This window comes from Herbihabitans rhizosphaerae (assembly GCF_004216555.1).
Lineage (GTDB): Bacteria > Actinomycetota > Actinomycetes > Mycobacteriales > Pseudonocardiaceae > Herbihabitans > Herbihabitans rhizosphaerae.
In genome coordinates, this window is sequence record NZ_SGWQ01000002.1 from 411,638 (window position 1) to 432,652 (window position 21,015).

General features: G+C 68.2%; 24 protein-coding genes and 1 tRNA gene. 15 read left to right on the forward strand and 10 right to left on the reverse strand.

Annotated features, from left to right (window positions below):
• The first annotated feature begins 36 nt into the window (after positions 1–36).
• Entirely contained in the window at positions 37–636 is a 600-nt protein-coding gene (locus tag EV193_RS07510) for a GH25 family lysozyme (protein WP_242613202.1), read from the forward strand.
• 69 nt (positions 637–705) lie between these two features.
• Here the strand turns inward: EV193_RS07510 and EV193_RS34875 are convergent, their stop codons facing one another.
• Complete coding sequence (locus tag EV193_RS34875; RefSeq protein ID WP_479723861.1) at positions 706–1,176, reverse strand: NUDIX domain-containing protein; 471 nt, start codon at positions 1,174–1,176, stop codon at positions 706–708.
• Positions 1,173–2,045, reverse strand: coding sequence for a geranyl diphosphate 2-C-methyltransferase (locus EV193_RS07520; RefSeq protein WP_207222570.1), 873 nt, complete (start codon positions 2,043–2,045; stop codon positions 1,173–1,175). The genes EV193_RS34875 and EV193_RS07520 overlap by 4 nt, the downstream gene beginning before the upstream one ends.
• Before the next feature lie 450 nt (positions 2,046–2,495).
• On the opposite strand from EV193_RS07520, the gene EV193_RS07525 reads away from it, so the two are divergent.
• A complete protein-coding gene (locus EV193_RS07525) occupies positions 2,496–3,770 on the forward strand; it encodes a family 2 encapsulin nanocompartment cargo protein terpene cyclase (RefSeq protein ID WP_207222545.1) in 1,275 nt (424 codons plus the stop codon).
• A 1-nt stretch (position 3,771) separates the two neighbouring features.
• Here the strand turns inward: EV193_RS07525 and EV193_RS34880 are convergent, their stop codons facing one another.
• Positions 3,772–4,053: a LuxR C-terminal-related transcriptional regulator gene (locus EV193_RS34880; protein WP_479723862.1), complete on the reverse strand. Its 282-nt coding sequence runs from the start codon at positions 4,051–4,053 to the stop codon at positions 3,772–3,774.
• A 677-nt stretch (positions 4,054–4,730) separates the two neighbouring features.
• On the opposite strand from EV193_RS34880, the gene EV193_RS07535 reads away from it, so the two are divergent.
• Positions 4,731–5,018: a hypothetical protein gene (locus tag EV193_RS07535; RefSeq protein ID WP_130343269.1), complete on the forward strand. Its 288-nt coding sequence runs from the start codon at positions 4,731–4,733 to the stop codon at positions 5,016–5,018.
• A gap of 10 nt (positions 5,019–5,028) precedes the next feature.
• Here the strand turns inward: EV193_RS07535 and EV193_RS07540 are convergent, their stop codons facing one another.
• Positions 5,029–5,820, reverse strand: a complete 792-nt coding sequence (locus EV193_RS07540; protein ID WP_130343270.1) for an inositol monophosphatase family protein — start codon at positions 5,818–5,820, stop codon at positions 5,029–5,031.
• Positions 5,817–6,701, reverse strand: a complete 885-nt coding sequence (locus EV193_RS07545) for a DUF5919 domain-containing protein (protein ID WP_130343271.1) — start codon at positions 6,699–6,701, stop codon at positions 5,817–5,819. The genes EV193_RS07540 and EV193_RS07545 overlap by 4 nt, the downstream gene beginning before the upstream one ends.
• A gap of 193 nt (positions 6,702–6,894) precedes the next feature.
• On the opposite strand from EV193_RS07545, the gene EV193_RS07550 reads away from it, so the two are divergent.
• Complete coding sequence (locus EV193_RS07550) at positions 6,895–7,293, forward strand: hypothetical protein (RefSeq protein ID WP_130343272.1); 399 nt, start codon at positions 6,895–6,897, stop codon at positions 7,291–7,293.
• A complete protein-coding gene (locus tag EV193_RS07555; RefSeq protein WP_242613203.1) occupies positions 7,287–7,562 on the forward strand; it encodes an AMED_5909 family protein in 276 nt (91 codons plus the stop codon). Before EV193_RS07550 ends, EV193_RS07555 begins: the two co-directional genes overlap by 7 nt.
• A gap of 75 nt (positions 7,563–7,637) precedes the next feature.
• Here EV193_RS07555 and EV193_RS07560 read toward each other — a convergent pair.
• Positions 7,638–7,711 (reverse strand) — tRNA-Pro (locus EV193_RS07560).
• Positions 7,712–7,848: 137 nt separating this feature from the next.
• Here EV193_RS07560 and EV193_RS07565 point away from each other — a divergent pair.
• From EV193_RS07565 to EV193_RS33195, 5 genes are read left to right on the forward strand one after another with little or no spacing between them, the layout of a single operon-like run.
• On the forward strand, positions 7,849–9,714 hold the full coding sequence (locus tag EV193_RS07565) for a lysophospholipid acyltransferase (RefSeq protein ID WP_130343273.1): 1,866 nt from the start codon (positions 7,849–7,851) through the stop codon (positions 9,712–9,714).
• Positions 9,711–11,150: an HAD-IB family hydrolase gene (locus EV193_RS07570; RefSeq protein ID WP_130343274.1), complete on the forward strand. Its 1,440-nt coding sequence runs from the start codon at positions 9,711–9,713 to the stop codon at positions 11,148–11,150. The genes EV193_RS07565 and EV193_RS07570 overlap by 4 nt, the downstream gene beginning before the upstream one ends.
• Positions 11,143–12,156, forward strand: coding sequence for an NAD(P)H-dependent glycerol-3-phosphate dehydrogenase (locus EV193_RS07575; RefSeq protein ID WP_130343275.1), 1,014 nt, complete (start codon positions 11,143–11,145; stop codon positions 12,154–12,156). The genes EV193_RS07570 and EV193_RS07575 overlap by 8 nt, the downstream gene beginning before the upstream one ends.
• Positions 12,150–13,613: a wax ester/triacylglycerol synthase family O-acyltransferase gene (locus EV193_RS07580; protein ID WP_130343276.1), complete on the forward strand. Its 1,464-nt coding sequence runs from the start codon at positions 12,150–12,152 to the stop codon at positions 13,611–13,613. Before EV193_RS07575 ends, EV193_RS07580 begins: the two co-directional genes overlap by 7 nt.
• Complete coding sequence (locus EV193_RS33195) at positions 13,610–14,440, forward strand: alpha/beta hydrolase (RefSeq protein WP_165401280.1); 831 nt, start codon at positions 13,610–13,612, stop codon at positions 14,438–14,440. Before EV193_RS07580 ends, EV193_RS33195 begins: the two co-directional genes overlap by 4 nt.
• A gap of 109 nt (positions 14,441–14,549) precedes the next feature.
• Here the strand turns inward: EV193_RS33195 and EV193_RS07590 are convergent, their stop codons facing one another.
• The gene (locus EV193_RS07590; RefSeq protein ID WP_242613204.1) at positions 14,550–14,906 is read right to left on the reverse strand and encodes a pyridoxal-dependent decarboxylase; all 357 of its coding nucleotides are present in this window, start codon (positions 14,904–14,906) and stop codon (positions 14,550–14,552) included.
• Positions 14,907–15,175: 269 nt separating this feature from the next.
• Complete coding sequence (locus EV193_RS07595) at positions 15,176–15,418, reverse strand: three-helix bundle dimerization domain-containing protein (protein WP_130343278.1); 243 nt, start codon at positions 15,416–15,418, stop codon at positions 15,176–15,178.
• Between the two features lie 68 nt (positions 15,419–15,486).
• Between EV193_RS07595 and EV193_RS07600 the strand changes: the two genes are divergently transcribed.
• From EV193_RS07600 to EV193_RS07620, 5 genes are all read left to right on the forward strand, one after another.
• Positions 15,487–16,275 (forward strand): GNAT family N-acetyltransferase, encoded by a 789-nt coding sequence (locus tag EV193_RS07600; protein WP_130343279.1) that lies wholly within the window; start codon positions 15,487–15,489, stop codon positions 16,273–16,275.
• Complete coding sequence (menC, locus tag EV193_RS07605) at positions 16,272–17,399, forward strand: o-succinylbenzoate synthase (RefSeq protein WP_130343280.1); 1,128 nt, start codon at positions 16,272–16,274, stop codon at positions 17,397–17,399. Before EV193_RS07600 ends, menC begins: the two co-directional genes overlap by 4 nt.
• Positions 17,400–17,526: 127 nt before the next feature.
• Positions 17,527–17,949: an NUDIX domain-containing protein gene (locus tag EV193_RS07610; protein ID WP_130343281.1), complete on the forward strand. Its 423-nt coding sequence runs from the start codon at positions 17,527–17,529 to the stop codon at positions 17,947–17,949.
• A gap of 30 nt (positions 17,950–17,979) precedes the next feature.
• Positions 17,980–18,684 carry a YwaF family protein gene (locus EV193_RS07615; RefSeq protein ID WP_130343282.1) on the forward strand — a complete coding sequence of 235 codons (705 nt, stop codon included), beginning with the start codon at positions 17,980–17,982 and terminating at the stop codon, positions 18,682–18,684.
• Positions 18,681–19,487 carry a class I SAM-dependent methyltransferase gene (locus EV193_RS07620; protein WP_130343283.1) on the forward strand — a complete coding sequence of 269 codons (807 nt, stop codon included), beginning with the start codon at positions 18,681–18,683 and terminating at the stop codon, positions 19,485–19,487. The genes EV193_RS07615 and EV193_RS07620 overlap by 4 nt, the downstream gene beginning before the upstream one ends.
• Positions 19,488–19,497: 10 nt before the next feature.
• Here EV193_RS07620 and EV193_RS07625 read toward each other — a convergent pair whose 3' ends face one another.
• On the reverse strand, positions 19,498–19,734 hold the full coding sequence (locus EV193_RS07625; protein ID WP_130343284.1) for a hypothetical protein: 237 nt from the start codon (positions 19,732–19,734) through the stop codon (positions 19,498–19,500).
• A 12-nt stretch (positions 19,735–19,746) separates the two neighbouring features.
• A complete protein-coding gene (locus EV193_RS07630; protein WP_130343285.1) occupies positions 19,747–20,931 on the reverse strand; it encodes a S8 family serine peptidase in 1,185 nt (394 codons plus the stop codon).
• Positions 20,932–21,015 lie beyond the last annotated feature (84 nt).

Consider the following 21,015-nt stretch of genomic DNA (forward strand, 5'->3'; position numbering starts at 1 on the left):
ATATCGCTGTCGGTGAATCGTGTCCATACTTGTCGCATGATACGTATCTTCGTTGTGGCCCTGGCACTTCTGCTGTGTTTACCCGCCGGCGTCGCCTCCGCGGCGACCGAGGGGTTCGCCTACTTCAAGGTGAGCGAAGGGGTGAGCTACACGAACCCGGACTTCGCGAAACAGCGTGACGACGCGCTCGCGCGCGGGCTTCTGGTCGGCGGGTTCCACTTCGCGCTGCCGGACCGCGGAACCGGTGCGGCGCAAGCAAACCACTTCGTCGACCACGGCGGCGGGTGGACCTCCGACGGGCGCACCCTGCCCGGCGCGATCGATCTCGAACACAACCCGTACGGCGCGACCTGCTACGGCCTCACGCCGGCGCGACTCGTCGCCTGGGTGAAGGATTTCAGCGACACCTACGCCGTCCGCACCGGCCGCGCGCCTGTGATCTACACGCCCACGTCGTGGTGGAACCAGTGCACCGGCACGCTGGGCGACTTCGGCGCCACGAATCCGTTGTGGGCCACCGGATCCCTCACCGCGCTGCCGCACGGCTGGACGAGCTACACCTTCTGGCAGGACGACGCCGGCGACCACTTCAACGGCACTCGCGAACAACTGCTCGCCTTCGCCAAGGGCGACTGATTCAGCGGTGGTGGGTGGCCAGGCGCAGCACGTCCGCGAGCCACGGGGTGAACTCGTGCGGGCCGGCCGTCATCCGCTGTCGCAACACATCCGGGTCCTGCCAGGTGTAGTCGGCCACCTCGTTCGGGTCCGGCACCGGCGTGCGCCCCTCGAGCACGCCGGTGAGGACGTGGTCCCATTCGTGCTCCACCCGTCCGGTGGTGGTGTCCACCGCGCGGTAGGTGAACGTGCCGACCGGGGTGAGCCGCGCGGTCGGCCCATCTCCTCGGCCAGCCGTCGCCCTGCCGCGGCGGCCAGGTCCGCACTCGGTTCGGGGTGACCGCAGCACGTGTTGGACCACCGCGACGCGAACCGGGTCTTCGCCGCGGCCCGCTGTTGCAGGAGAATCCGCCCGGCACCGTCGAACAGCAGCACCGAGAACGCCCGGTGCCGCTGTCCCGGCGCGATGTGCGCCTCGTCGACGGTGCACGCGCCGGTCGCGGCTCCGCTGTCGTCCACCAACTCGACCAGGAGGCGCTCGCGATCGACGGGCGCACTCATGTGCCGATCTTGTCCGCCGCGATGAGCAGGTAGTGGAAGCTGCCCTCCCGGTACGCGGTCAGGAACGCGTCCTCGATGCCGGTTGCCACCGACGAGCGGGCGCGCAACTCCCAGTACGGGATGGTCGCCGCGGTCAGGTCGACCACGCTGATCGGCGCGAAGTTGTTGGCTGTCAACGCTTTGAAGTACTCGCTGCGGGGGTGGATGTTGCAGATGTAGTGCTGGTCGATCTGGCTGACCGCGCGGGACCGGCCGCCGGTGACGTCGTTGTAGCACCCGGTGATGCACACGTAGCGGCCGCCGAAGCTCATGAGCCGCCCGAACTCCTCGAACAGCTCGTGCAGGTCGACGTACATGGTGGTCTCGTTGGTCCAGATGCCCCGCCGCGAGCCACTGGTGAACCCGGTGTCCAGCATGTTGCGGAAGTGGAACCGCACCGCGTCGGCCACGCCACGCTCGGCGGCCTGGTTGTTGGCGAACCTGACTTGCTCCTCGGAGATCGAGACCCCGTCGACCTGGCAGCCGAACCGCATGTTCGCCATGAAGCTGGTGCCGCCGCGCCCGGAACCGCCGTCCAGGAGCGCGTCGCCGGGACCGATGTCGCCGAGGTGGTCCAGCAGCACGTCGGCCTGCGCGGTCTCCAGCCGGTGCATCTCCTTGATGACCGCCTCGTCGCGGTCGCCGGCGGGCGTGTCGAGCACCGCGGGGTCGTAGTCGCCGAGGCCGTAGTGGTGGTGGAAGAGACCGTCGACCTCGCCGAGCCGGATGTTCACCGGGTCGCGCTCGGCGTTCCAGTACTGGGCCACCGATCGCTGGTACTGGCTACGCAGAACAGCTGCCGACGGGTCGGCGGTCCTGGGCTGGGACATGGTCATTCTCGCACTCCTCCGTGACGTTGATGATGATTCGTAATCACTGAATGATCGAGTTGGCCGACGGTCAGCCGCGAATTCGCACCCCGATCGACTGTGGCACTTCCGCTCCCCGGTGCACCAGTCCACCGATTGGGGGTACTCCTGAGGAAAACGGACGATTAGCTCGACTGCCGTAGTCGCGGCGTGATCGCTGTGACCCTCGGTGAATCCCCGCACGGACGAGCGGAATCGCCGCACAACCCTTTCGTGTGCTTGCCTGGTCATGAGGTGCTGCTACGTTGGATTTGGCCGAGCAATGGCGCTGCGGCCATATTGATCGAGCGACCACCACTCGCGCCGCCCCCACTTCGCCAACGCCCGCCACGACGGCGGGTTATCGCGGCATTCAGCGGAGAAATGCACCAGGCTCGAAATTCTGGAAAACGTCGAACCCGGAAGGTCGGTATGACATCCACTCGCACCGGAATCGTCGAGTCGCTGCTGGCCGACATGGCGGGAGCGCCGCCGGCGGATCTCTCCCGATTGCTGGAACCGAGCAGTGGTCGGGTGGCGCGCACACCGTCGACCGTGCAGCGCTTCACGAGTGGGCTCGGCACCTCGGCGGTGCGGGTCCCGTTGTCCGAGCCGGTACCGCCGGCCACCCGCGATCTCGGCACGCACGACATACCCCGGCTCACCGGGCTCGGCACGTCCGCCGTGCAACTCGTGGCACCACCTGTCGAGCAACCGAGCGAGCCCTCGCCGTCGACGGACGACTCGATGCCCGAGCTGTTCTGTCCTGGTCCGGTGCGCGACGACCCGGCACTCGGTGAGGAGGTGAACGAGCGCGTCGTGGAGTGGGCGGGCGAGGTCGGCATCTATCCCGGCGAGCTTGATCATCTTCGGAACTGCGACTTCGGCCGGCTGATCATGCTCACGCACCCGGCCACCGATGACCCGGACCGGCTGCTGGCCGCGACGAAGTGCGTGGTGGCCGAGTGGGCCGCCGACGACTACTACATCGACGAGGTGGACCTGGGTGCTGACCCGGCCGCCGCGGCGTCGCGGATGTCAACTCTCAACGCGATCATCGATCCCGCCGGCCTGCCCGCCGAGTACACGCCTCAGTTGGACGAATACCGCACGGGGGAGCCGATCGCCACCGCGTTCCGCAGCGCCATGCGGCATCTCGCCCAGTACTGCTCACCCACCCAGCTCGGCCGGTTCCAGCACCAGATGACCTTGATGTTCACCGCGTGGAACCACGCCATCGAGTGGCGCGCGGAGGGGCGCATGCCCGCGGTGTGGGAATACCTGGTGCAACGGAACATGGACAGCTACTTGCCGCCGATGATCCTGATCGACGCGGTCGCCGGGTACGAACTGCCCGCGACGCAGTTCTACGTTCCGCCGGTGCGCCGTGCGTTCACGATGGCCGGCCTGGCCAACGTCCTGCTCAACGACCTGCACTCCGCCGGGCGTGAGTCCGACAATGACGTGAACCTGCCCCGGGTGATCGCGCTGGAGAACGGCTGCGCGATGCGCGAAGCGATCAAACGCACTGTCGAGATCCACAACGAGCTGATGCACACCTTCGTCGCCGAGGCGGCTCTGCTGTCCGCCACCGATCCCACCCTGCGCCGATTCTTCACCGACGTGTGGGCCTGGCTGGGCGGCAGCCGCGAATGGCACGCCACCACCCGCCGCTATCACACCGACCCCGCCGACACCCCGACCTGATTCACGGTCCAGTGCCCTCTGCGGGCCCGTGTTCGGCTTGGCTGACCCAGGTGGCGATCTGCGTTCGGTTGCGGAAGCCAAGCTTGGTCAAGATGTGGTCGATGTGGGTTTCCGCAGTGCGTTGCGCGATGAAGAGCACCTCGACTGCAGGACTTGCCGACGCAGGTGCGGGAGCTGTCGCACACGGTGCGGGCTTTGGCGGACCGAGTGAAGGCGTCGATGGGTGGTGGGCCGGCGGGGTGTCCACATGTGGTCCACACGGATCTCGGCGCAAGATCGACACTGAATGTGTTCGCAGACGAAAGAAAGCCTCCCTACCTGGGGTCTACCCTGGTTGTGAGGCTTCTCGTCGTCTGTCGGGCTGACAGGATTCGAACCTGCGACCCCTTGACCCCCAGGACTACAGGGAAGTCGTTTTCACAGGTCAGACGGTGTTTCGTGGTCGTGCGCGAAGTGACCCGACGTGCGGGTTGTTCATGGTCGCGTATGGCGTGTGGTCCCCAAACGGTCCCCAAGATCGCCGCTGGTCGGAGCCGCCTGCGCATCGCTGCCTCCCTCGGCGACTCAAGTGATCAATCGCGGTACCTGCTCGCCCCCGTTCCCTCGTACAGGCCATCCCTAGCGGCGGGTCGGCGGCGTCAAGGGTGGGAGCTTGCGACCATCGCGAAGCGACGCCGTAGGCGCTCTTGATGCCGTCGGCACGGCGTTAGACGATCAAGTCCAGAGGGACATCCGGTGCCACGCGGGCGCACGCCTGCACCGCGGTTCGGTCGCGCTGCGTAACAGGCAGCGATCACGGCCCGATCCCTGCGACATGCGATCGGATAAGGTGCGTCGCCGGCGGCGCCCGCCCACGCATGCGCCACTGCGCGCCGCCGTCGGCGGCGCGCCCTTGATCCCATAGAGCCAAATTCGGCAGCTCACCGCTAACGGCGGCGCGGAGATGTTCGAAGACCAAGCATGTGGACGCGGGCGAAGGTCACCGACGCGGTACTGGACCTGGTGTGCGGCATTGTGCTGATCGGTATCGCGGTTTTGGCACTGCTGGTTCTAGGTCTGGTCAGTGGCGGTGGCTCGTCGGGCTGTCAGCGTCACGATTGCGTGGAGGGTGGGGGAGGTGGGGGAGACGGCCCTGACCATCCCGATCCCGTGGACCTGTATCGCGATCTTCAAGAGATGTACCCGCAGCCAGAGCCGGAAGAAGAAGCAGAGGAGACTACAGAACAGGTTGACCGGCGGCGGGAGTAGGGCGACCCGTCTACGTGCGTGGAACCAGTTCCAGCAGCGAGTCGGCAACTCCTGGTGTCACCGCGATGGTTTCAGTTGACGTAATGCTGTGGGGCGTGTTGCCCGCATCGATGACAAAGGCGCCGGCTTCGCGGGCGAGGAGGACGCCGGCTGCGGTGTCCCACGGTTTGTTGGACAGGATGATGGTCGCGTCGGTGCGGCCTTCGGCGACCCAGGCGAGATCGAGTGCGGCGGAGCCGAACATGCGGACGCGTTCGACGTTCTCGGCGAGGCTGGTCGTGAGCTGGATGCGGCGGGCGTTCTTCGTGGCGGCGCTGGGGCCTACGGCGTAGTCGCCGATGGACACGATCGCTTCGGATAGCTCGGTCGTCTTGCTGACCTGGATTTGCCGGTCGTTGCAGAAGGCTCCGCGTTCGTGGGCGGCGTGGTAGCGAAGGCCGAGGAAGGGCGCCACGATTGCGCCGACGATGGGGCGGCCGTTCCTGATCAGCGCCAGGGAGACGCCGCACAAGGGGACGCCGTGGGCGAAGTTCGACGTGCCGTCGACCGGATCGAGGGTCCAGACGTCCTGGTCGCCGTTGAGGTCGACTTGTCCGCCTTGCTCCTCGCCGAGGAAGGCGGCTTCGGGCGTGACGCGGGAGAGGAAGTCGCGAACGTCGGTCTCAATCTTGAGATCGACTTCGGTCACGGTGTCGCGGTCGCTCTTGTGCCGGACCTCGCCGGGGGCCATGTTGAGTAGCGTGTCGTAGCCGAGACCGACGGCGCGGCGGGCGATGTCCAGCAGCTCGTCAACGCTCTTCACGGGCTGACCTCCTTCGCGCGATTCCACATGGAGTTGAAGACCTGGGCGAAGGTGTCGAACAATCCGGTGTCACCGGAGCGCTCGAGTACGAGCGTGGGGGACTCGACTCCGCGTGCATCGGGCAGGTATGGCTGCACCACGCACTTGCTGTCGTCAACGACGGTGATGTTGAACCGAACAGGTTCGTCGTAGGTGCGGATGCGGAGGTTCTCCGCGGCTTCGGGCGAGAGCTTGGCGCGGATGCGGCGAAGGGCGTCGATGTTGAGCTTGGTCAGCGTCGACAGGTGGCCGTCGGTCTGCGACTCCTCGCACTCGCGGCGTGCGATGTACTCGCCGTCGGGGTCGAGGAACAGGCAGTCAACAGTGCAGCCGGACTCCAGTAGTTTCTTCAACGCGCGGTCGGGGTAGTGCTGGCACAGGATGTTCAGCGACAGCCCGACAAGCCGAAGTTTGTTCGCATCATCGAACAATTGGCGCGGTGGCATGTCGTGCATGAAGTCCGACCGGCTCGCGTAGGCGGCAACGATATCGGCCACCTTTCCCGTTTCCGCTGACGCGACTGACTCGGCCCTCTGTGGACGCACTTGGGGCGACGTACCGGATTCTGGTACGAAGTCGAGACGGTTGTTGTACGGCTTGAAAAGCTGTTCTGCGGACCATTCCGGGAACATGCTTTCGAGAATTCGGCAGTGGTCGGCGTAGGGGAGTCCGACAAGGTCGCCGGACAGCCAGCGATAGAATTGAGCTTTGCTTGGATGACCGCCGCGAAGCTCTGGATCGATCTTTGCGGCCACCTTGTCGTACTCCTTGCAGAATGCGCGGTGCCCCTGTAGGTGCCGTTGTCGCAGCAGTACCTTGAGCAGGATGGCCTCGTCGGTCACGATCTCCCCTTTTCGCTGGTACGAGACGAGACTAGCACTGAGATGAGACAAGGACGAGACTGGGCGAGTCTAAGTGGCTCCCAGGAGAGACAGACACGATGTCGTGATGTGACCCGATTTCGCCGAGCTTGTACGTAGCGCCCCGCGCAGCGGGGTGTCGACGAGCGAGACGACGAAGAGAGGTCCATCGACGATGGCGATTCAAAAGGGTCAACGATTTTCGGTTGACTTCACCGATGGTGAACTCGCGAACGCCATGGCTATCGGCACGGCGGTCGGCCGGCAGAAAGACGCCGGTGTCGAGATGGTCGAACGTGAATTGGTCAAACATTGGGAAGCGGCGTATCGCGCCTATGGAGCAGCCTCGGAATCGCTGGCACAGTCGCCGGCCGGTGACCCTGCGGCAACGAAGTCGATGGCCTCGGCTTCCTGGGAGGTAGCGGTCGCCTGGCGCGACATGGTGTCGAGCCCGGACACGTCGTGGTGGATCCGGGCCGCGGTCGGCGCGGCGGCGCAGGCGTTCGAGTTCCAGGCGCACGACTGGCAGGCGCGGCTTGAGCAGTCGCGGCGGTCAGGTGATCGGTTGTGGTGAGCGAAGAGGGCGCACGGCCGAAGGTGCTGAGCGAGGCGCACGAACTGGTGTTGCGGAAGCGTCCGGAGCAAGGCGCCTCCTCGAAGGTGTGGCTGAACTACTTGCGAGACAGCGCGAAGTTGTACGCCGAGGTCGCGGAGACCGATCGTGGTCACCATCATGAGGCGCTGTATTGGGCAGGCAGCGTGCGCGCACGAGCCGAGGACATGGCCGCTCAGCTCGCCGAGAACAAGCGGGGAGTGCGGCCACCGCCGATGCCGCCGTGGTGAGAAGATCGTCCTAAGAGTGACGAAGAGCCTCCTGACCAGTGGTGATGTACTGGTGAGGAGGCTCTTTCGTGACCGTCGGGCTGACAGGATTCGAACCTGCGACCCCTTGACCCCCAGTCAAGTGCGCTACCAAACTGCGCCACAGCCCGGCCACACCCCGGTGAGGTGCCGCGCCAGCTTAGCGCACCGCCTCCGCACCGGCCGGGCAGGGACCAACGCCCGCTTGACCTGCGTGATCAGAGATCGTTGACTGGGGGCCTGTGAACGGCGTCACAGGGAGGCAGGCATGGCGGACGACGGGCTGCTCGGTGCGCTGGGGCGTGTCGGCGCGCGGAAACCTTTGCAGCGCGCCGGCTTGCTCAGTGAGCCCACGAGCCCGGTGGCGTCGGACGCTGACGAGGTGGCGCGGCTGCTGACGGACGAGCACTTCACCGCGGGGCTGCACGAGGTGGCGGGGCGGTTGGGGAAGCCCACGACCGAGGTGGAGGCGGAGGCGGCGGGGTACCTGCGTGAGATGGCCGCGACGCACAACCAGTGGGTCAGTGACAGGTGGACGAAGTTCGGCCAGTGGTTGATGCGGGCGTATGACGTGTACGTGGACGACGACTGGATCACGAAGCTTCGGAGCCTGGATCGTCGGCACAGCTTGGCGTTTCTGTTTTCCCATCGGTCCTATTTGGACGGGTTCGTGGTGCCGGAGATGGTCCGGTCGCGGCGGATCACCCCGGCCTTCACCTTCGGCGGGGCGAATCTGAACTTCTTCCCGATGGGCGCGGTCGTCAGCCGTTCGGGCGTGATCTTCATCAAGCGGAACACCGGCGAGAAACCCGTGTACCGGTACGTCCTGCGCTCCTACATCGGCGAGTTGGTGCGCACGAAGGCCAACCTCGCGTGGTCGATCGAGGGCGGGCGCACGCGCACCGGCAAGCTTCGGCCACCCGTGTTCGGGATTCTGCGCTATGTCGCGGACGCCGTGGAGGCCACCGATGCCGACGCGCTGATCATTCCGGTATCGATCGTGTACGACCAGCTGCACGAGGTCGCGATGATGACGGCCGAGGCGCGCGGCGGGATCAAGCGGCCCGAGGATCTCCGCTGGCTGATGCGGTTCGCCCGGGAACAACGTCATCGGCTGGGCCGGGCGTACGTCGAATTCGGCGAGCCGATGTCGTTGCGGGAACGACTTGCCGAGTTGCACGCCGACGAGCAAGCCGCGCCGCGTGCGATCGAGCGCATCGGGTTGGACGTGTCGCACCGGATCAACCGGGCGACCCCGGTCACCGCCACGGCCGTGGTGAGCCTCGCGATGCTGGCGGCGGACCGTGCGCTGTCGTTGAGCGAGGTGTTGACAACGGTGGCACCGGTCGCCGACTACTTGGCTCGGCGGCGCTGGCCGGTGGCGGGTGCGGCCAATCTGAACGACCGGTCCACGATTCGCCGGGCGCTCCAGGAACTGGTCGCCTCGGGCGTGCTGACCTGCTACGAGGGCGGTACCGAGACGGTCTGGGGCATCGCCGAGGACCAGCACCTGATCGCCGCGTTCTACCGCAACACCGCGATCCACGTCTTCGTCGAGCGCGCGATCGGCGAGCTGGCCCTGCTCGCGGCCGCCGAGAACGGGCACACCGACCTGGTCGCCGCCGTGCGCGCCGAGGCGTTGCGGCTGCGGGAGATCCTCAAGTTCGACTTCTTCTTCTCCGCGCGCGACACCTTCGGCGAGGAACTGGACGAGGAACTCGGCCGGCTCGCCTCGGAGGACGCGGCCAAGGTGGAACTCGCGGCCGACGATCTCCGGGTGCGACTCGCCCGAGCCCGCCCACACGTGGCGCACCTGGTGCTCCGCCCGTTCCTGGACGCCTACCACGTGGTCGCCGATCGACTGTCCAACTGGGACGGTGATTTCGACGAGCAGGCGTTCCTGGACGAGTGCCTGCGCGTCGGCAAGCAGTGGGCGCTGCAGCGTAGGGTGGCCAGCGACGAGTCGGTCAGCCTCGAGTTGTTCAAGACAGCGTTGCGGCTGGCCCGACATCGCGATCTGGTCGAGTCGACGCAGCCACAACTCGCCAAGCGCCGCAAGGCATTCGCGGACGAGATCGCCGACGCCGCACGCCGGGTGAGCGTGATCGCCGACATCGCCAGGGAGCTGTCGTGAACCCCGAGGACGTGATCGCCGAGATCGAAGCCGGCGAGGGCGGCGCGCACATCGGCGCGTTCTTCGACCTGGACGGCACCCTGGTGCAGGGCTACACCGTCGGCGCGTTCTACTCCGATCGTGTACGCCGCCGCGAGATCGGGCCGGGCGAACTCGCCAGGACGCTGGTCGCCGCGCTGGACGGCAACGTGCTCGGCGGCAACCCGACCAAGATGGGCGACGTGAGCTTCTCCGGGCTCGCCGGCCGCAACGTGGACGAACTGGTCGAACTGGGGGAGCGGCTGTTCGTGCAGAAGATCGCCGGCACGATCCGCACTCAGGCACGCGATCTCGTCCGGGCGCACCTGCGGATGGGGCACACGGTGGCGGTGGCGTCCTCGGCGACCCGGTTCCAGATCGAGCCGGTGGCGCGTGATCTTGGCATCGAGCACGTGCTGTGCACCGAGGTCGAGTCGGAGAACGGCATCCTCACCGGCCGCCTCGACGGGCCGATGCTGTGGGGCGAGCCGAAGGCGCAGGCGGTGCGGAAGTTCGCGCGGGACAACGGAATCGAGGTGTCCACGAGTCACGGCTACGCCAACGGCGACGAGGACATCCCGTTCCTGTCCTCGGTCGGCCGGCCGCACGCGATCAACCCGCACCGGGGGTTGGCCGAGGCGGCGGCCGCGCAGGGTTGGCCGGTGCTCGGCCTGCGTGAGCCGCGCAAGGCCGGGCTGCGGTCGCTGCTCGGCACGGCGGCGGCGCTGGCCGGTTTCAACGTCGGACTCGGGCTCGGCGCCGCGCTCGGCACGATCAACCGGGACCGCCGGTTCGGCATCAACGCCGGCATCCCGCTGGCCTGCGACTCGGCACTGGCGCTGGCCGGCGTTCGGCTGAGCGTGCGCGGCGAGGAGAATCTGTGGCGCGCCCGGCCGGCGATCTTCATCGCGAACCACCAGAGTTCGCTGGACGCGCTGGTCATGGGTTCGTTGCTGCGCAAGGACTTCACCGCGGTCGGCAAGAAGGAGGCGCGGTTCGATCCTCGGGTGGCGATCGGCGGTGTGCTGCTGGACCCGGCGTTCATCGACCGGTCCAACCCCGAGCAGGCGAAGATCGAACTCGACAAGCTGATCACCCGAATCCGGTCCGGCACCTCGATCGCGATCTTCCCGGAAGGCACTCGGTCGGCCACGCCGGAGCTGGGCCGGTTCAAGAAGGGCGCGTTCCACCTGGCCATCCAGGCCGGCGTGCCGATGGTGCCCGTGGTCCTGCGTAACACCGGCGAGCTGATGTGGCGGCGCTCGATGGTGGTCAATCCCGGCACCGTGGAGGTGTGCGTGCTGGACCCGATTCCGACCGGCGACTGGACACCCGACAAGCTGGACACGATCACCGCCGAGGTTCGCCAGCGATTCGCCGACACGCTGGAGCGCTGGCCTGGGAGTAGCGATGCCTAAACGTCCGAGTGTGACCGTCCTCGGCGGCGGATCGTGGGGCACGACCGTCGCCTCGCTCGCCGCCCGCAACACCGAAACCGTGGTGTGGGCACGGAATCCGGACACCGCGGCGGAGATCGCGACCGATCATCGCAACTCCGCCTACCTTGGCGATCTTCCGCTGACCGAGTCGCTGCGCGCGACCGCCGACCTCGCCGAGTCGGTCGAGTCGGCCGACGTGCTGGTGCTCGGCGTGCCGTCGCAGCACGCGCGCGGGGTGCTGGAGCGGGTCGCCGAGCACGTCAGACCGTGGGTGCCGGTGGTCAGCCTGGTGAAGGGGCTCGAGCAGGGCACCCGCAAGCGGATGACCGAGATCGTGGCCGACGTGCTGCCCGGTCACCCCGCCGGAGTGCTCGCCGGGCCGAACATCGCCAAGGAGGTCGTGCAGGGGTTCGCCGCCGCCGCGACGATCGCGATGCCCGAGCAGCGCGCCGCCGAGATGCTGCAGGATCTCTTTCGCACCAAGCGTTTCCGGGTGTACACGACGACCGACGTGATCGGCGTGGAGATGGCCGGCGCATTGAAGAACGTGTACGCGATCGCGGTCGGCATCGGCGACGGGCTGGAGGCCGGCGACAACACCAGGGCGATGGTGATCACGCGGGCGCTGCGCGAGCTGTCCCGGCTCGGGGTGGCGCTCGGCGGTGACGCGGCCACGTTCGCCGGGCTGACCGGCATGGGCGACCTGATCGCCACGTGCACATCTCCGTTGAGCCGCAACAGGTCCGTCGGTGTGCAGCTCGGGCGGGGCAAGTCGCTTGAGCAGATCGTCGCGGAGATGAACCAGGTCGCCGAGGGCGTGAAGACGGCCGCCACGGTGATGAAGCTGGGCGCGGAGAACGGGGTGGACCTGCCGATCGCGCGGGAGGTGGACGCGGTGCTCAACCACGGCCAGCCGGTCGGTGACGCCTATCGAGGGCTGCTGCGCCGAGCACCCGGCCACGAGGTGCACGGGGAGGAATGGTGACCCAGCGGGAATCACGGAAGCCGTTCTCCACCAACGAGGAGGCCTGGGCCGCCGCGTCGGAGTGGGGCCGCCAGGAGCGGATGAACGAGATCGAGTCGCTGATGTGGCGCTCGGAACGGCATCCCCGGCTGTCCTCCACGATCACCTCGGTGCTGGTATTCGACAGCGTTCCGGACTGGGACCGGTTCTTCGCCGCGCACGAGTGGGCGACCGAGCTGATTCCCCGTACGCGGCAACGGGTTCTGGAGCCGGCGCTGCCGGTCGGGCCGCCGGCCTGGATCCCCGACGAGAACTTCCAGCTCGACTACCACGTGCAGCGCGCGCACCTGCCCGGCCCGGCCGGCATGTCGGAGCTGCTGGAGTTGGCGCAGTCGATCGCGCTGCAGCCGTTCGACCGGACCCGGCCGCTGTGGCAGGGCACCCTCGTCGAGGGGCTGGACGGCGGGCGCGCCGCGTACGTGCTGAAGCTGCACCACTCGCTGACCGACGGTATGGGCGGCATCCAGCTGATGACGCTGGTGCAGAGCCGTACCCGGGAGCACACGCCGGACAAGCCGCGTGCCGTGGACCCGTTGCCGTACAAGGAGAATCCCGACGCGTCCGGGTTGGCCATGATGGAGCTGACCGAGCAGGCGCGGCGGTTGCCGTCGGTAGTCGGGCGGGCGCTGACGGCCGGCGCGCGGGCGGTCACCCGACCCGGTGACGTGCTCAGTGAGGTGGTCCGGTTCGGCGCCTCACTGCGGCGAACCCTGTCCCCGCCGCCCGCACCACCCTCGCCGCTGCTGCGCGAGCGATCCGGGACGGCGTGGCGGTTCGGCGTGCTGGAGTGCGGGCTGGACTCGTTGAAGGCGGCGGCCAAGGTGGCCGGCGGCTCGCTGAACGACGCCTATGTCGCGGCGCTGCTCGGCGGGCTGCGGCTGTACCACGAGCGGCTGGACGCGCCGGTCGACGAGCTGCCGATGGCGATGCCGGTGAGCCTGCGCAAGGCCGACGATCCCATGGGCGGCAACAAGTTCGCCGGTGCGTTCTTCGCCGCGCCGGTCGGGATCGCCGACCCGGCGGAGCGCATCGCGACGATCAGGGGCACCGTGCTGTCGCTGCGGATCGAGCCGGCGCTGGACACCTTCTCGATGGTGGCGCCGGTGCTGAACCGGATCCCGTCGGCGATCGGCGGCCTGGTGTACGAGCGGGTGGGCGGCGTGGCCGACCTGTCCGCGTCGAACGTGCCGGGCGTCCCCTATCCGGTGTACATGGCCGGCGCGAAGGTGGAGAGAATGTTCCCGTTCGGGCCGCTGCCCGGCGTGGCGGTGATGGCCGCGATGGTGTCGCACGCTGGCACCTGCTGCATCGGGATCAACTGCGACGGCGACGCGGTGGCCGATCCCGCGATGTTGATCGACTGTCTGCGGGACGGGTTGAACGAGGTGCTGAGCCTCGCGGAGGAGGATCGCGCGTGACCGAGCACGTCGAGGAGAAGTTCACCGGGTCGGCGGGCGGCAGCGTCTACTGGCAGGGTTGGTTGTCGGCCGAGGCGCTGGGCGTCGTGGTGATCTCGCACGGCATCGCCGAGCACGGCGGCCGGTACGCGCACGTCGCGGAACACCTTGCGGCACAAGGGTTCGCGACCTACGTGGCGGACCACCAGGGCCACGGTCGCTCGGCCGGCGCGCGCGGCAACATCGAGCGGATGGACGTCGTCACCGGCGACCTGCACACGATGATCAGGCTCGCCGGCGAGCGGCACGACGGCCTGCCCGTGTTCCTGCTCGGCCACAGCATGGGCGGGCTGATCGCGCTGCAGTACGTCACCGGCGAGCCGGCCGCCCTGCGTGGCCTGATCGTGTCCGGGCCGGCCGTGGAGATCGCCGTGGGTTCGAAGTTCGAACGCGCGATGGCCGGCACACTGTCGAAGCTCGTGCCGAACCTGGGCGTGGTGAAGCTGGACTCCTCGGCGGTCAGCCGTGATCCGGACGTGGTGCACGCCTACGACACCGATCCGCTGAACTACCGCGGCCGGGTGCGGGTGCGCACCGGTGCGGAGATGCTCGCCGCTGCGGACACGATGGCGGCTCGGCTGCCGAAGATCACCATGCCGGTGCTGATCCTCCAGGGCACCGAGGACAAGCTGGTCGACCCGTCCAGCGCGAAGGTCGTCGCCGACGGCGTCGGCTCGGACGACGTGACCGTGAAGACCTACGACGGGCTGTACCACGAGGTGCTCAACGAGCCGGAGAAGGAGACCGTGCTCGCCGACATCGTCACCTGGCTCAAGGAACACGTGTAACTGGCGTGAGTGTGACGCCACCACCGCGTGCGCCCTGACGTGCACCAGTCTTCACGTTTCGACCATCTGCTGACCTGGGCTTTTCCTGCGGTTGACGTACTTTAGCGGGCTAAAGTACGGACGCAGATGATGTTGTGGTTGTCAAGCTTCTGGGCGCGATTAACGGGCCTCGGCCGGCTCGCCGATGTGGGCCGAGCCGTTGGAGAACACGCGCACCCGCAGGTCGCGCCGCCGGGGTGAACCGCACGGCCGAGTCGTACGGCACGTTCATCCACTTGTGCCGGTCAACGCACACCGAGTCGGCCTCGCCGATCCCGTCCAGCAGCGGCGCGTGTTCCGGCGAGAGCGCGGCGAACCCGCCGAACGCCGCGTCCACGTGCGGCCAGAACGGGAACTCGTCGCGCAGCGCGGCGATCGCGCGCAGGTCGTCGAAGTCCACCGTGTCGACCGTGCCGGCGTTCGCCACGACGATCGCCGGCCGGCCGTCGAGTGCCGCCAGATGCCGAGAATGGACAGCGCCCTGTCCACGGTGGAGTGCGATGAGCCGGACAGTGCGGCGACCTCGCCCAGTGCGTGGACTCCTTGGTGCGCAACGGAAACACCATGCTGCTCGCCGAACCGGTCCAGCGCGGCGGCGAGCCCGACCCCGGAGCGGGGGAGCGGCGCCGGTTCGTGCCGAGGTGGAGCAGGTCGGTCAGGTTGGCCAGGTCGGCGGCCAAGCGGTCGTGTACGAAATCAGTCAAGCAGTTTGGCGAGCTTTTCGCGCACGGCGTGACTGGTCAGGGCGATCAGGTGGGTGCGAATAGTGGCGCCGGCTTCGAGTTCCGCGTATGTCTCGCGCACGTGTCGCTGCACGGTGGGGTGATCGAATCTCGGGGAATGGGCCTCGACCAGCTCGTCGGTGAGGCGGTCGAGCTCGTGGTTGACCTCGGTGGCGGACGGGTCGGGGGTGCCGACCCGGTTGGACGTGTCGGTCATCGTGACTCCTCAGCGGTGGACCACGAACGGTGGTTCGAGGGTAGTGGTTCCCGGTTAGTGTTGCGGCCATGGCGATCCGCGTCGTCGAGCTGACCGAGGCCGGCTCCCACCACGAACTCACCGCGCTGTACGCGACCGTCTGGGGCACCGACGCCGCCACCCAGCTCATCGACTCCGGACTGCTGCGCGCCCTCGCGTACACCGGCAACTACGTGGCCGGAGCGTACGTCGGCGCCGAAATGGTCGGCGGCACGGTCGCGTTCCACACCGAGAACGGGGGTCTGCACTCGCACATCACCGGCGTGCTGCCGAACGCGCGCGGGCACGGCGTGGGCCGGGCGCTCAAGCTGCACCAGCGGGAATGGGCGCTGCGGCGGAACATCGGGGTGATCGGCTGGACGTTTGATCCGCTGGTGCGCCGTAACGCCTACTTCAACCTGCACGGCCTCGGCGCGACCGCCACCGCGTACCTGCCCGACTTCTACGGCGCGATGTCCGACGACGTCAACGCGGGCGCGCCGACCGACCGGCTGGCCGTCGAGTGGCGGTTGGCCTCGCCGCGCGTGGAGCAGGCCTGCGCCGGTCGGGCCGACGAACCGCGCCGGCCGGCAGAGGCGTTCCTGCTCGTCGACCGGGACGGTGACGAACCCGTTGCGGCACAACACAGGTGGGCCGACGGGGCGGTCGTGCTGGTCGCCGTGCCACCGGACATCGAGTCGCTGCGGGCGCGCGCTCCGGCGACGGCGATGCTGTGGCGAACCCTGGTACGCGAGGCGCTGGTGTCCACAGTGGACAATGGGTACGCGATCACGGCAATGACGCGGGACGGGTGGTACGTGCTGGAGGCGACGCGATGAGGCTGGACGGGGTCGAGCTGTACCGGATCGCGATGCCGCTGGTGTCGCCGTTCCGCACGTCGTTCGGTGTGCAGACCACGCGGGACGTGCTGCTGGTGCGCGCGGTGACCGGCGAGGGTGACGGCTGGGGCGAGTGCGTGGCGATGTCCGCGCCGCTGTACTCGGCGGAATACGTGGACGCCGCCGCCGACGTGATCATCCGGTTCCTGGTGCCCGCGCTGGCCGGTGTGGACCTGGACGTGACGACGGTGCGGCCGGCGCTGGACCGGTTCAAGGGTCACTCGATGGCCAAGGCGGCCGTGGAGATGGCCGTGCTGGACGTGGTGCTCCGCGCGCGTGGCGTGCCGCTCGCCGCGCACCTCGGCGCGGTCCGCACGACCGTGGACTGCGGTGTGTCGGTCGGCGTGATGGACACCGTGCCCGAACTGCTGGACGCGGTCGGCGGCTACCTGGACGAGGGGTACAAGCGGATCAAGTTGAAGATCGAGCCGGGCTGGGACGTGGAGCCGGTGCGCGCGGTGCGCGAGCGGTTCGGCGACGACGTGGCGCTGCAGGTCGACGCGAACACCGCGTACACCCTGGCCGACGTCGCCACCATGGTCGCGCTCGACCCGTTCGACCTGCTGCTGATCGAGCAGCCGCTGCCCGAGGACGACCTGCTCGGACACGCCGAGCTGGCCAAGCAGGTGGACACGCCGATCTGCCTGGACGAGTCGATCACCTCGGCGAATGTCGCCCGTGCGGCGATCGAACTCGGCGCGGCGCAAATCGTGAACATCAAGGCCGGTCGGGTCGGCGGCTACCTCAGCGCCGTCGAGGTGCACGACGCGTGTGCGTCGCGCGGGATCCCGGTGTGGTGCGGCGGCATGCTGGAGACCGGGCTGGGCCGTGCGGCGAACGTGGCGCTGGCCGCGATGCCGAACTTCACACTGCCCGGTGACACCTCCGCGTCGCGCCGCTACTTCGCGCGGGACGTCACCGAGCCGTTCGAACTCGTGAACGGCACGCTCGCGGTGCCGACCGAGCCAGGAATAGGCGTGCGGCCGCACCCGGATGTGCTCGCCGAGCTGACCGAGGATAAGCGGTGGATCCCTGGCATGGCCGGCGATTCGACGGCGCTCTGAGTAATCGTCCGGACATAGGACGTCTACTGTGGCCGGTGCGGCCGAACGGGTGAGATCTGCGTGGTGTGCGCCACGAGTAGGTGATGAGGTTGTTTCTCGTTAACCGCTACCTGGTAATTCAGTAGGCATGGTCCTCACCGAGAGCGCCGCACCCGAGGCCGCGACCACCGTCGCGACCCGGGTCGCCGCATTCGTGATCGATGACGCCGGCCTGGTGCTGATGACCCGGCACGCCGACGACACGCACACCGTGCCCGCGGGCATGCCCCGCCCGGCCGAGCGGCTCGGCGACGCGGTCGCGCGCCTGGTCCGAGAGTCGGCCGGGATCGAGGCCGAGGCGACCGGCCTCGTCGGCGTGCACGGCGGCGGGCAGTGGCTCACGATCTGCCTGCGGGCCCGCCCGCTGCGGGGCACGCTGTCCTCGCCGGACGAGAACGCCCAGGCCGTCTGGGTGGAGCCGGAGCACATCGAGGAGCTCGAGGCCAACGAACTGGTCCGCTCCGCGCTGCGCCGCGTGCTCACCGACGAAGTCGAGCCGTTCTTCGTTTAGTCACAACGGAAACGGCTACTCTCTGGGGCTGTGAACGCTGAGCGGGAGTTCGTGGTCTACGGGACCTCGCACCTGATCGTGCTCGGTGTGTTCGTGGCCGGCACGGTGGCCGTGCTGGTGCTCGGTGCCCGGCTGACCGAGCCGGGACAGCGCCGGTTCGCTCGCGTCCTCGCCGTCGTGGTCCTGGCGGTGCAGCTGACCATCCAGGTGTACTCGGCACTGCCGGAGAACTGGAGCATCTACCACTCGCTGCCGTTCCAGCTGTCCGACCTCGCCGCGTACACCTGCGCGCTGGCGCTGTGGACGCTGCGCGAATGGGCGTACTGGCCGATGTACTACTGGGGCCTCACGCTGTCCACGCAGGCGCTCGTCTCGCCGGCCCTGCGCGGCGACGACTTCCCGGACATCGGGTTCATCGCGTTCTGGACGATCCACCTGCTGGTGATCTGGGCGGCGATCTACCTGACCTGGGGCATGCGGATGCGGCCGACCTGGCGCGGGTACCGGCTCACCGTCGCGGTCACCGCGGTCTGGGCGGCCACCATGCTGGTGTTCAACGCGATCGCGGACACCAACTACGGGTTCCTCAACGCCAAGCCGGCCGGCTCGGTGCTGGACCTGTTCGGCCCGTGGCCGTGGTACCTGGTGCCGGAGTTCGCCCTCATCCTCGGCGTGTGGGCGTTGATGACCTGGCCGTGGACCCGCTCGAAGGACCGGGCATCATTGCGCCCGTGAGCATCTACACGACGCCGAGAGCGGTCACGAATGTCGAGGACTGCTACTTCTACCACACGATGGACATCCCCGGGCACGGAACGGTGCACGGGGAATGGGACCTTCGCGGTGGTGAGCACGAATACCTCGGCGGCGTCGAACTCGCCGGGAAAAGGGTGCTGGAATTGGGGCCGGCGAGCGGTTTCCTGACGGTTCACATGGAACGGCAAGGCGCCGACGTGGTCGCCTACGACCTGTCCGAGGACTACTCGTGGGACGTGGTTCCCTTCGACGGCACCGACTTCGCCGTCCTGGACGACCAGCGCCGCCAACATCTGCGCAAGCTGAACAACGGGTTCTGGCTCAACCACGCGGCGAACGAGTCACGTTCCACAGTGGCCTACGGAACCATTTACACCGTGCCCGAGGAAATCGGGCCGGTCGATATCGTCACATTCGCCAGCATTCTGCTGCACGTGCGCGATCCCTTTCTCGCACTGCGCAGCGGAACGGCGTTGGCGAAGGACACCGTGGTGGTCACCGACGCGTGGCCGGCGACCGACCTGCACCTCGTCCAGCACCTGGAGGACACCACGTCGGGCGGCGAGATCCGCCCGCTGGACGTGCTCGGCGAGCCGAAGATGTCGTTCATGCCGCAGCACTGGGACCGCGGGTACGCCGACACCTGGTGGCACATGACGCCCGCGATCGTGCGGCGGTTCCTCGGCGTACTCGGGTTCACCGAGACCGAGGTCAGCTACCACTACGCGACCGCGGGCGAGCAGCGCATCCTGCTGTACACGGTGGTCGGCCACCGGGGCTAACTCGTTGGCGTTACTGCACTTCGGAGTCCGGTGGGCCGACGTCGTAGCCGCGCTCCTGCTCGACGTCGCGCACACCGGACACCGACCTCAGGTCGGCCAGCACCCGGGTGCCGTCGATCGAGCCGGTGACCACGCCGGTCGTGCGCAGCACGTCGTCCACGCTCAGTCCGGCGCGGCGCAGCGCGGCCACCGTCTCGTCGATGTCCTGCAGTGCCGTCTCGTCCAGCGAGATCACCACACGCGGCATGGTGCGCCTCCCTCAGGGAGCCTGCACCAGCCCGCTCCCGACGTCCGTCGACGGCAACGGTAGCCGACGAGAGCCCTGCGCCAGGCGAGCCCAGAGCTCCCAGGCGCGCGAGCCGTACTTCTGGGCGATCTGCGCGGCCACGCCCGCGACGTGCGGCGTCGCCATGCTGGTGCCCTTCATCTTGGCGTAGCGCTTGGGCATCGGGACGCTGGAGTGCACGTCCCACCCGGGGGCCACGATGTCCACCGCGCCGATATCGCCGACCGTGCCGCAGGAGAAGTACGCGATCTCCGTCTTCGGGTCGGTCGCGCCCACCGCCATGATCGACGGGCAGTTGGCCGGGTGACCGACCGGGTTGATCCGGCCGACGCGCCGGTCGCTCTCGTTGCCCGCTGCGGCGATGATCAACGTGCCCGCCGCCATCGCGCGCACCGCCACCTCCTCGAACAGCGGCGAGAACGGAGTGTCCGGCGCGGTGGCCGCGCCCAGCGACATGGAGATCACGGCGCAGTCGTTGTTGATCGCCCACTCGATGCCGGCCAGGATGCCGCGGTCGGTGCCGCTTCCCTTGTTGGACAACACCTTTCCGGCGAAGATCTCCGCCTCGTAGGCCACCCCGTAGCCGGGACCGCCGTCCACCTTGCGGGGCCCGCACGAGGTGCCGATGCAGTGCGTGCCGTGTCCGTGTCCGTCCTGCACGTCCTCGTCCTTGACGAACGACGCCGTGGTGACCGTGCGCCCGGCGAAGTCCGGGTGCTTCACGTCGAAGCCGGTGTCCAGCACCGCGACCCGGATTCCCTTGCCGGTCGCGTCGCTGCCCGGCGCGCCGATCGCCTGCAGGCCCCAGGTGTAGACCGACTCGTCCAGCGTCGACGCCTCGGTCGCCGGTGCGGCCGGAATCGCGTGCACGATCCGCTCCGGCTCCACCATGGCGATCGGGCCCGGCCCCGCGGCCGCGTCCCGCAGCCGCGACAACTGGGCGCTGTCCGCGTCCACACACGCGACCCGCAGCTTGTCGAAGCTGATCCCGTCAGCCTGGCTGAGCCTCTCGGCGACGACCGAGGACTCGTCGCTCGGATCGAGACTGACCGTCTGGATGCCAGTCACGTCGTTGATCTCCTGCACGCCGGCCGCCGCCGTCGCGCTCTCCTCGTACAGCACCAGGTAACGCCCCGTTGTGCCGTCCGATGTGGCCATCGTCCCCACCTCTCTTGCTTTCACCGCCTGGCGGTCTCACTAATCAGGATCGGAGACCTCATCGCGCGCGTAACGGCCGTCACA

What these genes read in the sequence shown, in the direction of transcription:
- EV193_RS07600 (WP_130343279.1), top strand. Translation starts at nt 15,487, where the DNA reads ATGGCGATCCGCGTCGTCGAGCTGACCGAGGCCGGCTCCCACCACGAA.
- EV193_RS07595 (WP_130343278.1), bottom strand. Translation starts at nt 15,418, where the DNA reads ATGACCGACACGTCCAACCGGGTCGGCACCCCCGACCCGTCCGCCACC.
- menC (WP_130343280.1), top strand. Translation starts at nt 16,272, where the DNA reads ATGAGGCTGGACGGGGTCGAGCTGTACCGGATCGCGATGCCGCTGGTG.
- EV193_RS07575 (WP_130343275.1), top strand. Translation starts at nt 11,143, where the DNA reads ATGCCTAAACGTCCGAGTGTGACCGTCCTCGGCGGCGGATCGTGGGGC.
- EV193_RS07610 (WP_130343281.1), top strand. Translation starts at nt 17,527, where the DNA reads ATGGTCCTCACCGAGAGCGCCGCACCCGAGGCCGCGACCACCGTCGCG.
- EV193_RS07510 (WP_242613202.1), top strand. Translation starts at nt 37, where the DNA reads ATGATACGTATCTTCGTTGTGGCCCTGGCACTTCTGCTGTGTTTACCC.
- EV193_RS07625 (WP_130343284.1), bottom strand. Translation starts at nt 19,734, where the DNA reads ATGCCGCGTGTGGTGATCTCGCTGGACGAGACGGCACTGCAGGACATC.
- EV193_RS07630 (WP_130343285.1), bottom strand. Translation starts at nt 20,931, where the DNA reads ATGGCCACATCGGACGGCACAACGGGGCGTTACCTGGTGCTGTACGAG.
- EV193_RS07525 (WP_207222545.1), top strand. Translation starts at nt 2,496, where the DNA reads ATGACATCCACTCGCACCGGAATCGTCGAGTCGCTGCTGGCCGACATG.
- EV193_RS34875 (WP_479723861.1), bottom strand. Translation starts at nt 1,176, where the DNA reads ATGAGTGCGCCCGTCGATCGCGAGCGCCTCCTGGTCGAGTTGGTGGAC.
- EV193_RS07580 (WP_130343276.1), top strand. Translation starts at nt 12,150, where the DNA reads ATGGTGACCCAGCGGGAATCACGGAAGCCGTTCTCCACCAACGAGGAG.
- EV193_RS07565 (WP_130343273.1), top strand. Translation starts at nt 7,849, where the DNA reads ATGGCGGACGACGGGCTGCTCGGTGCGCTGGGGCGTGTCGGCGCGCGG.
- EV193_RS07520 (WP_207222570.1), bottom strand. Translation starts at nt 2,045, where the DNA reads ATGTCCCAGCCCAGGACCGCCGACCCGTCGGCAGCTGTTCTGCGTAGC.
- EV193_RS07535 (WP_130343269.1), top strand. Translation starts at nt 4,731, where the DNA reads ATGTGGACGCGGGCGAAGGTCACCGACGCGGTACTGGACCTGGTGTGC.
- EV193_RS07550 (WP_130343272.1), top strand. Translation starts at nt 6,895, where the DNA reads ATGGCGATTCAAAAGGGTCAACGATTTTCGGTTGACTTCACCGATGGT.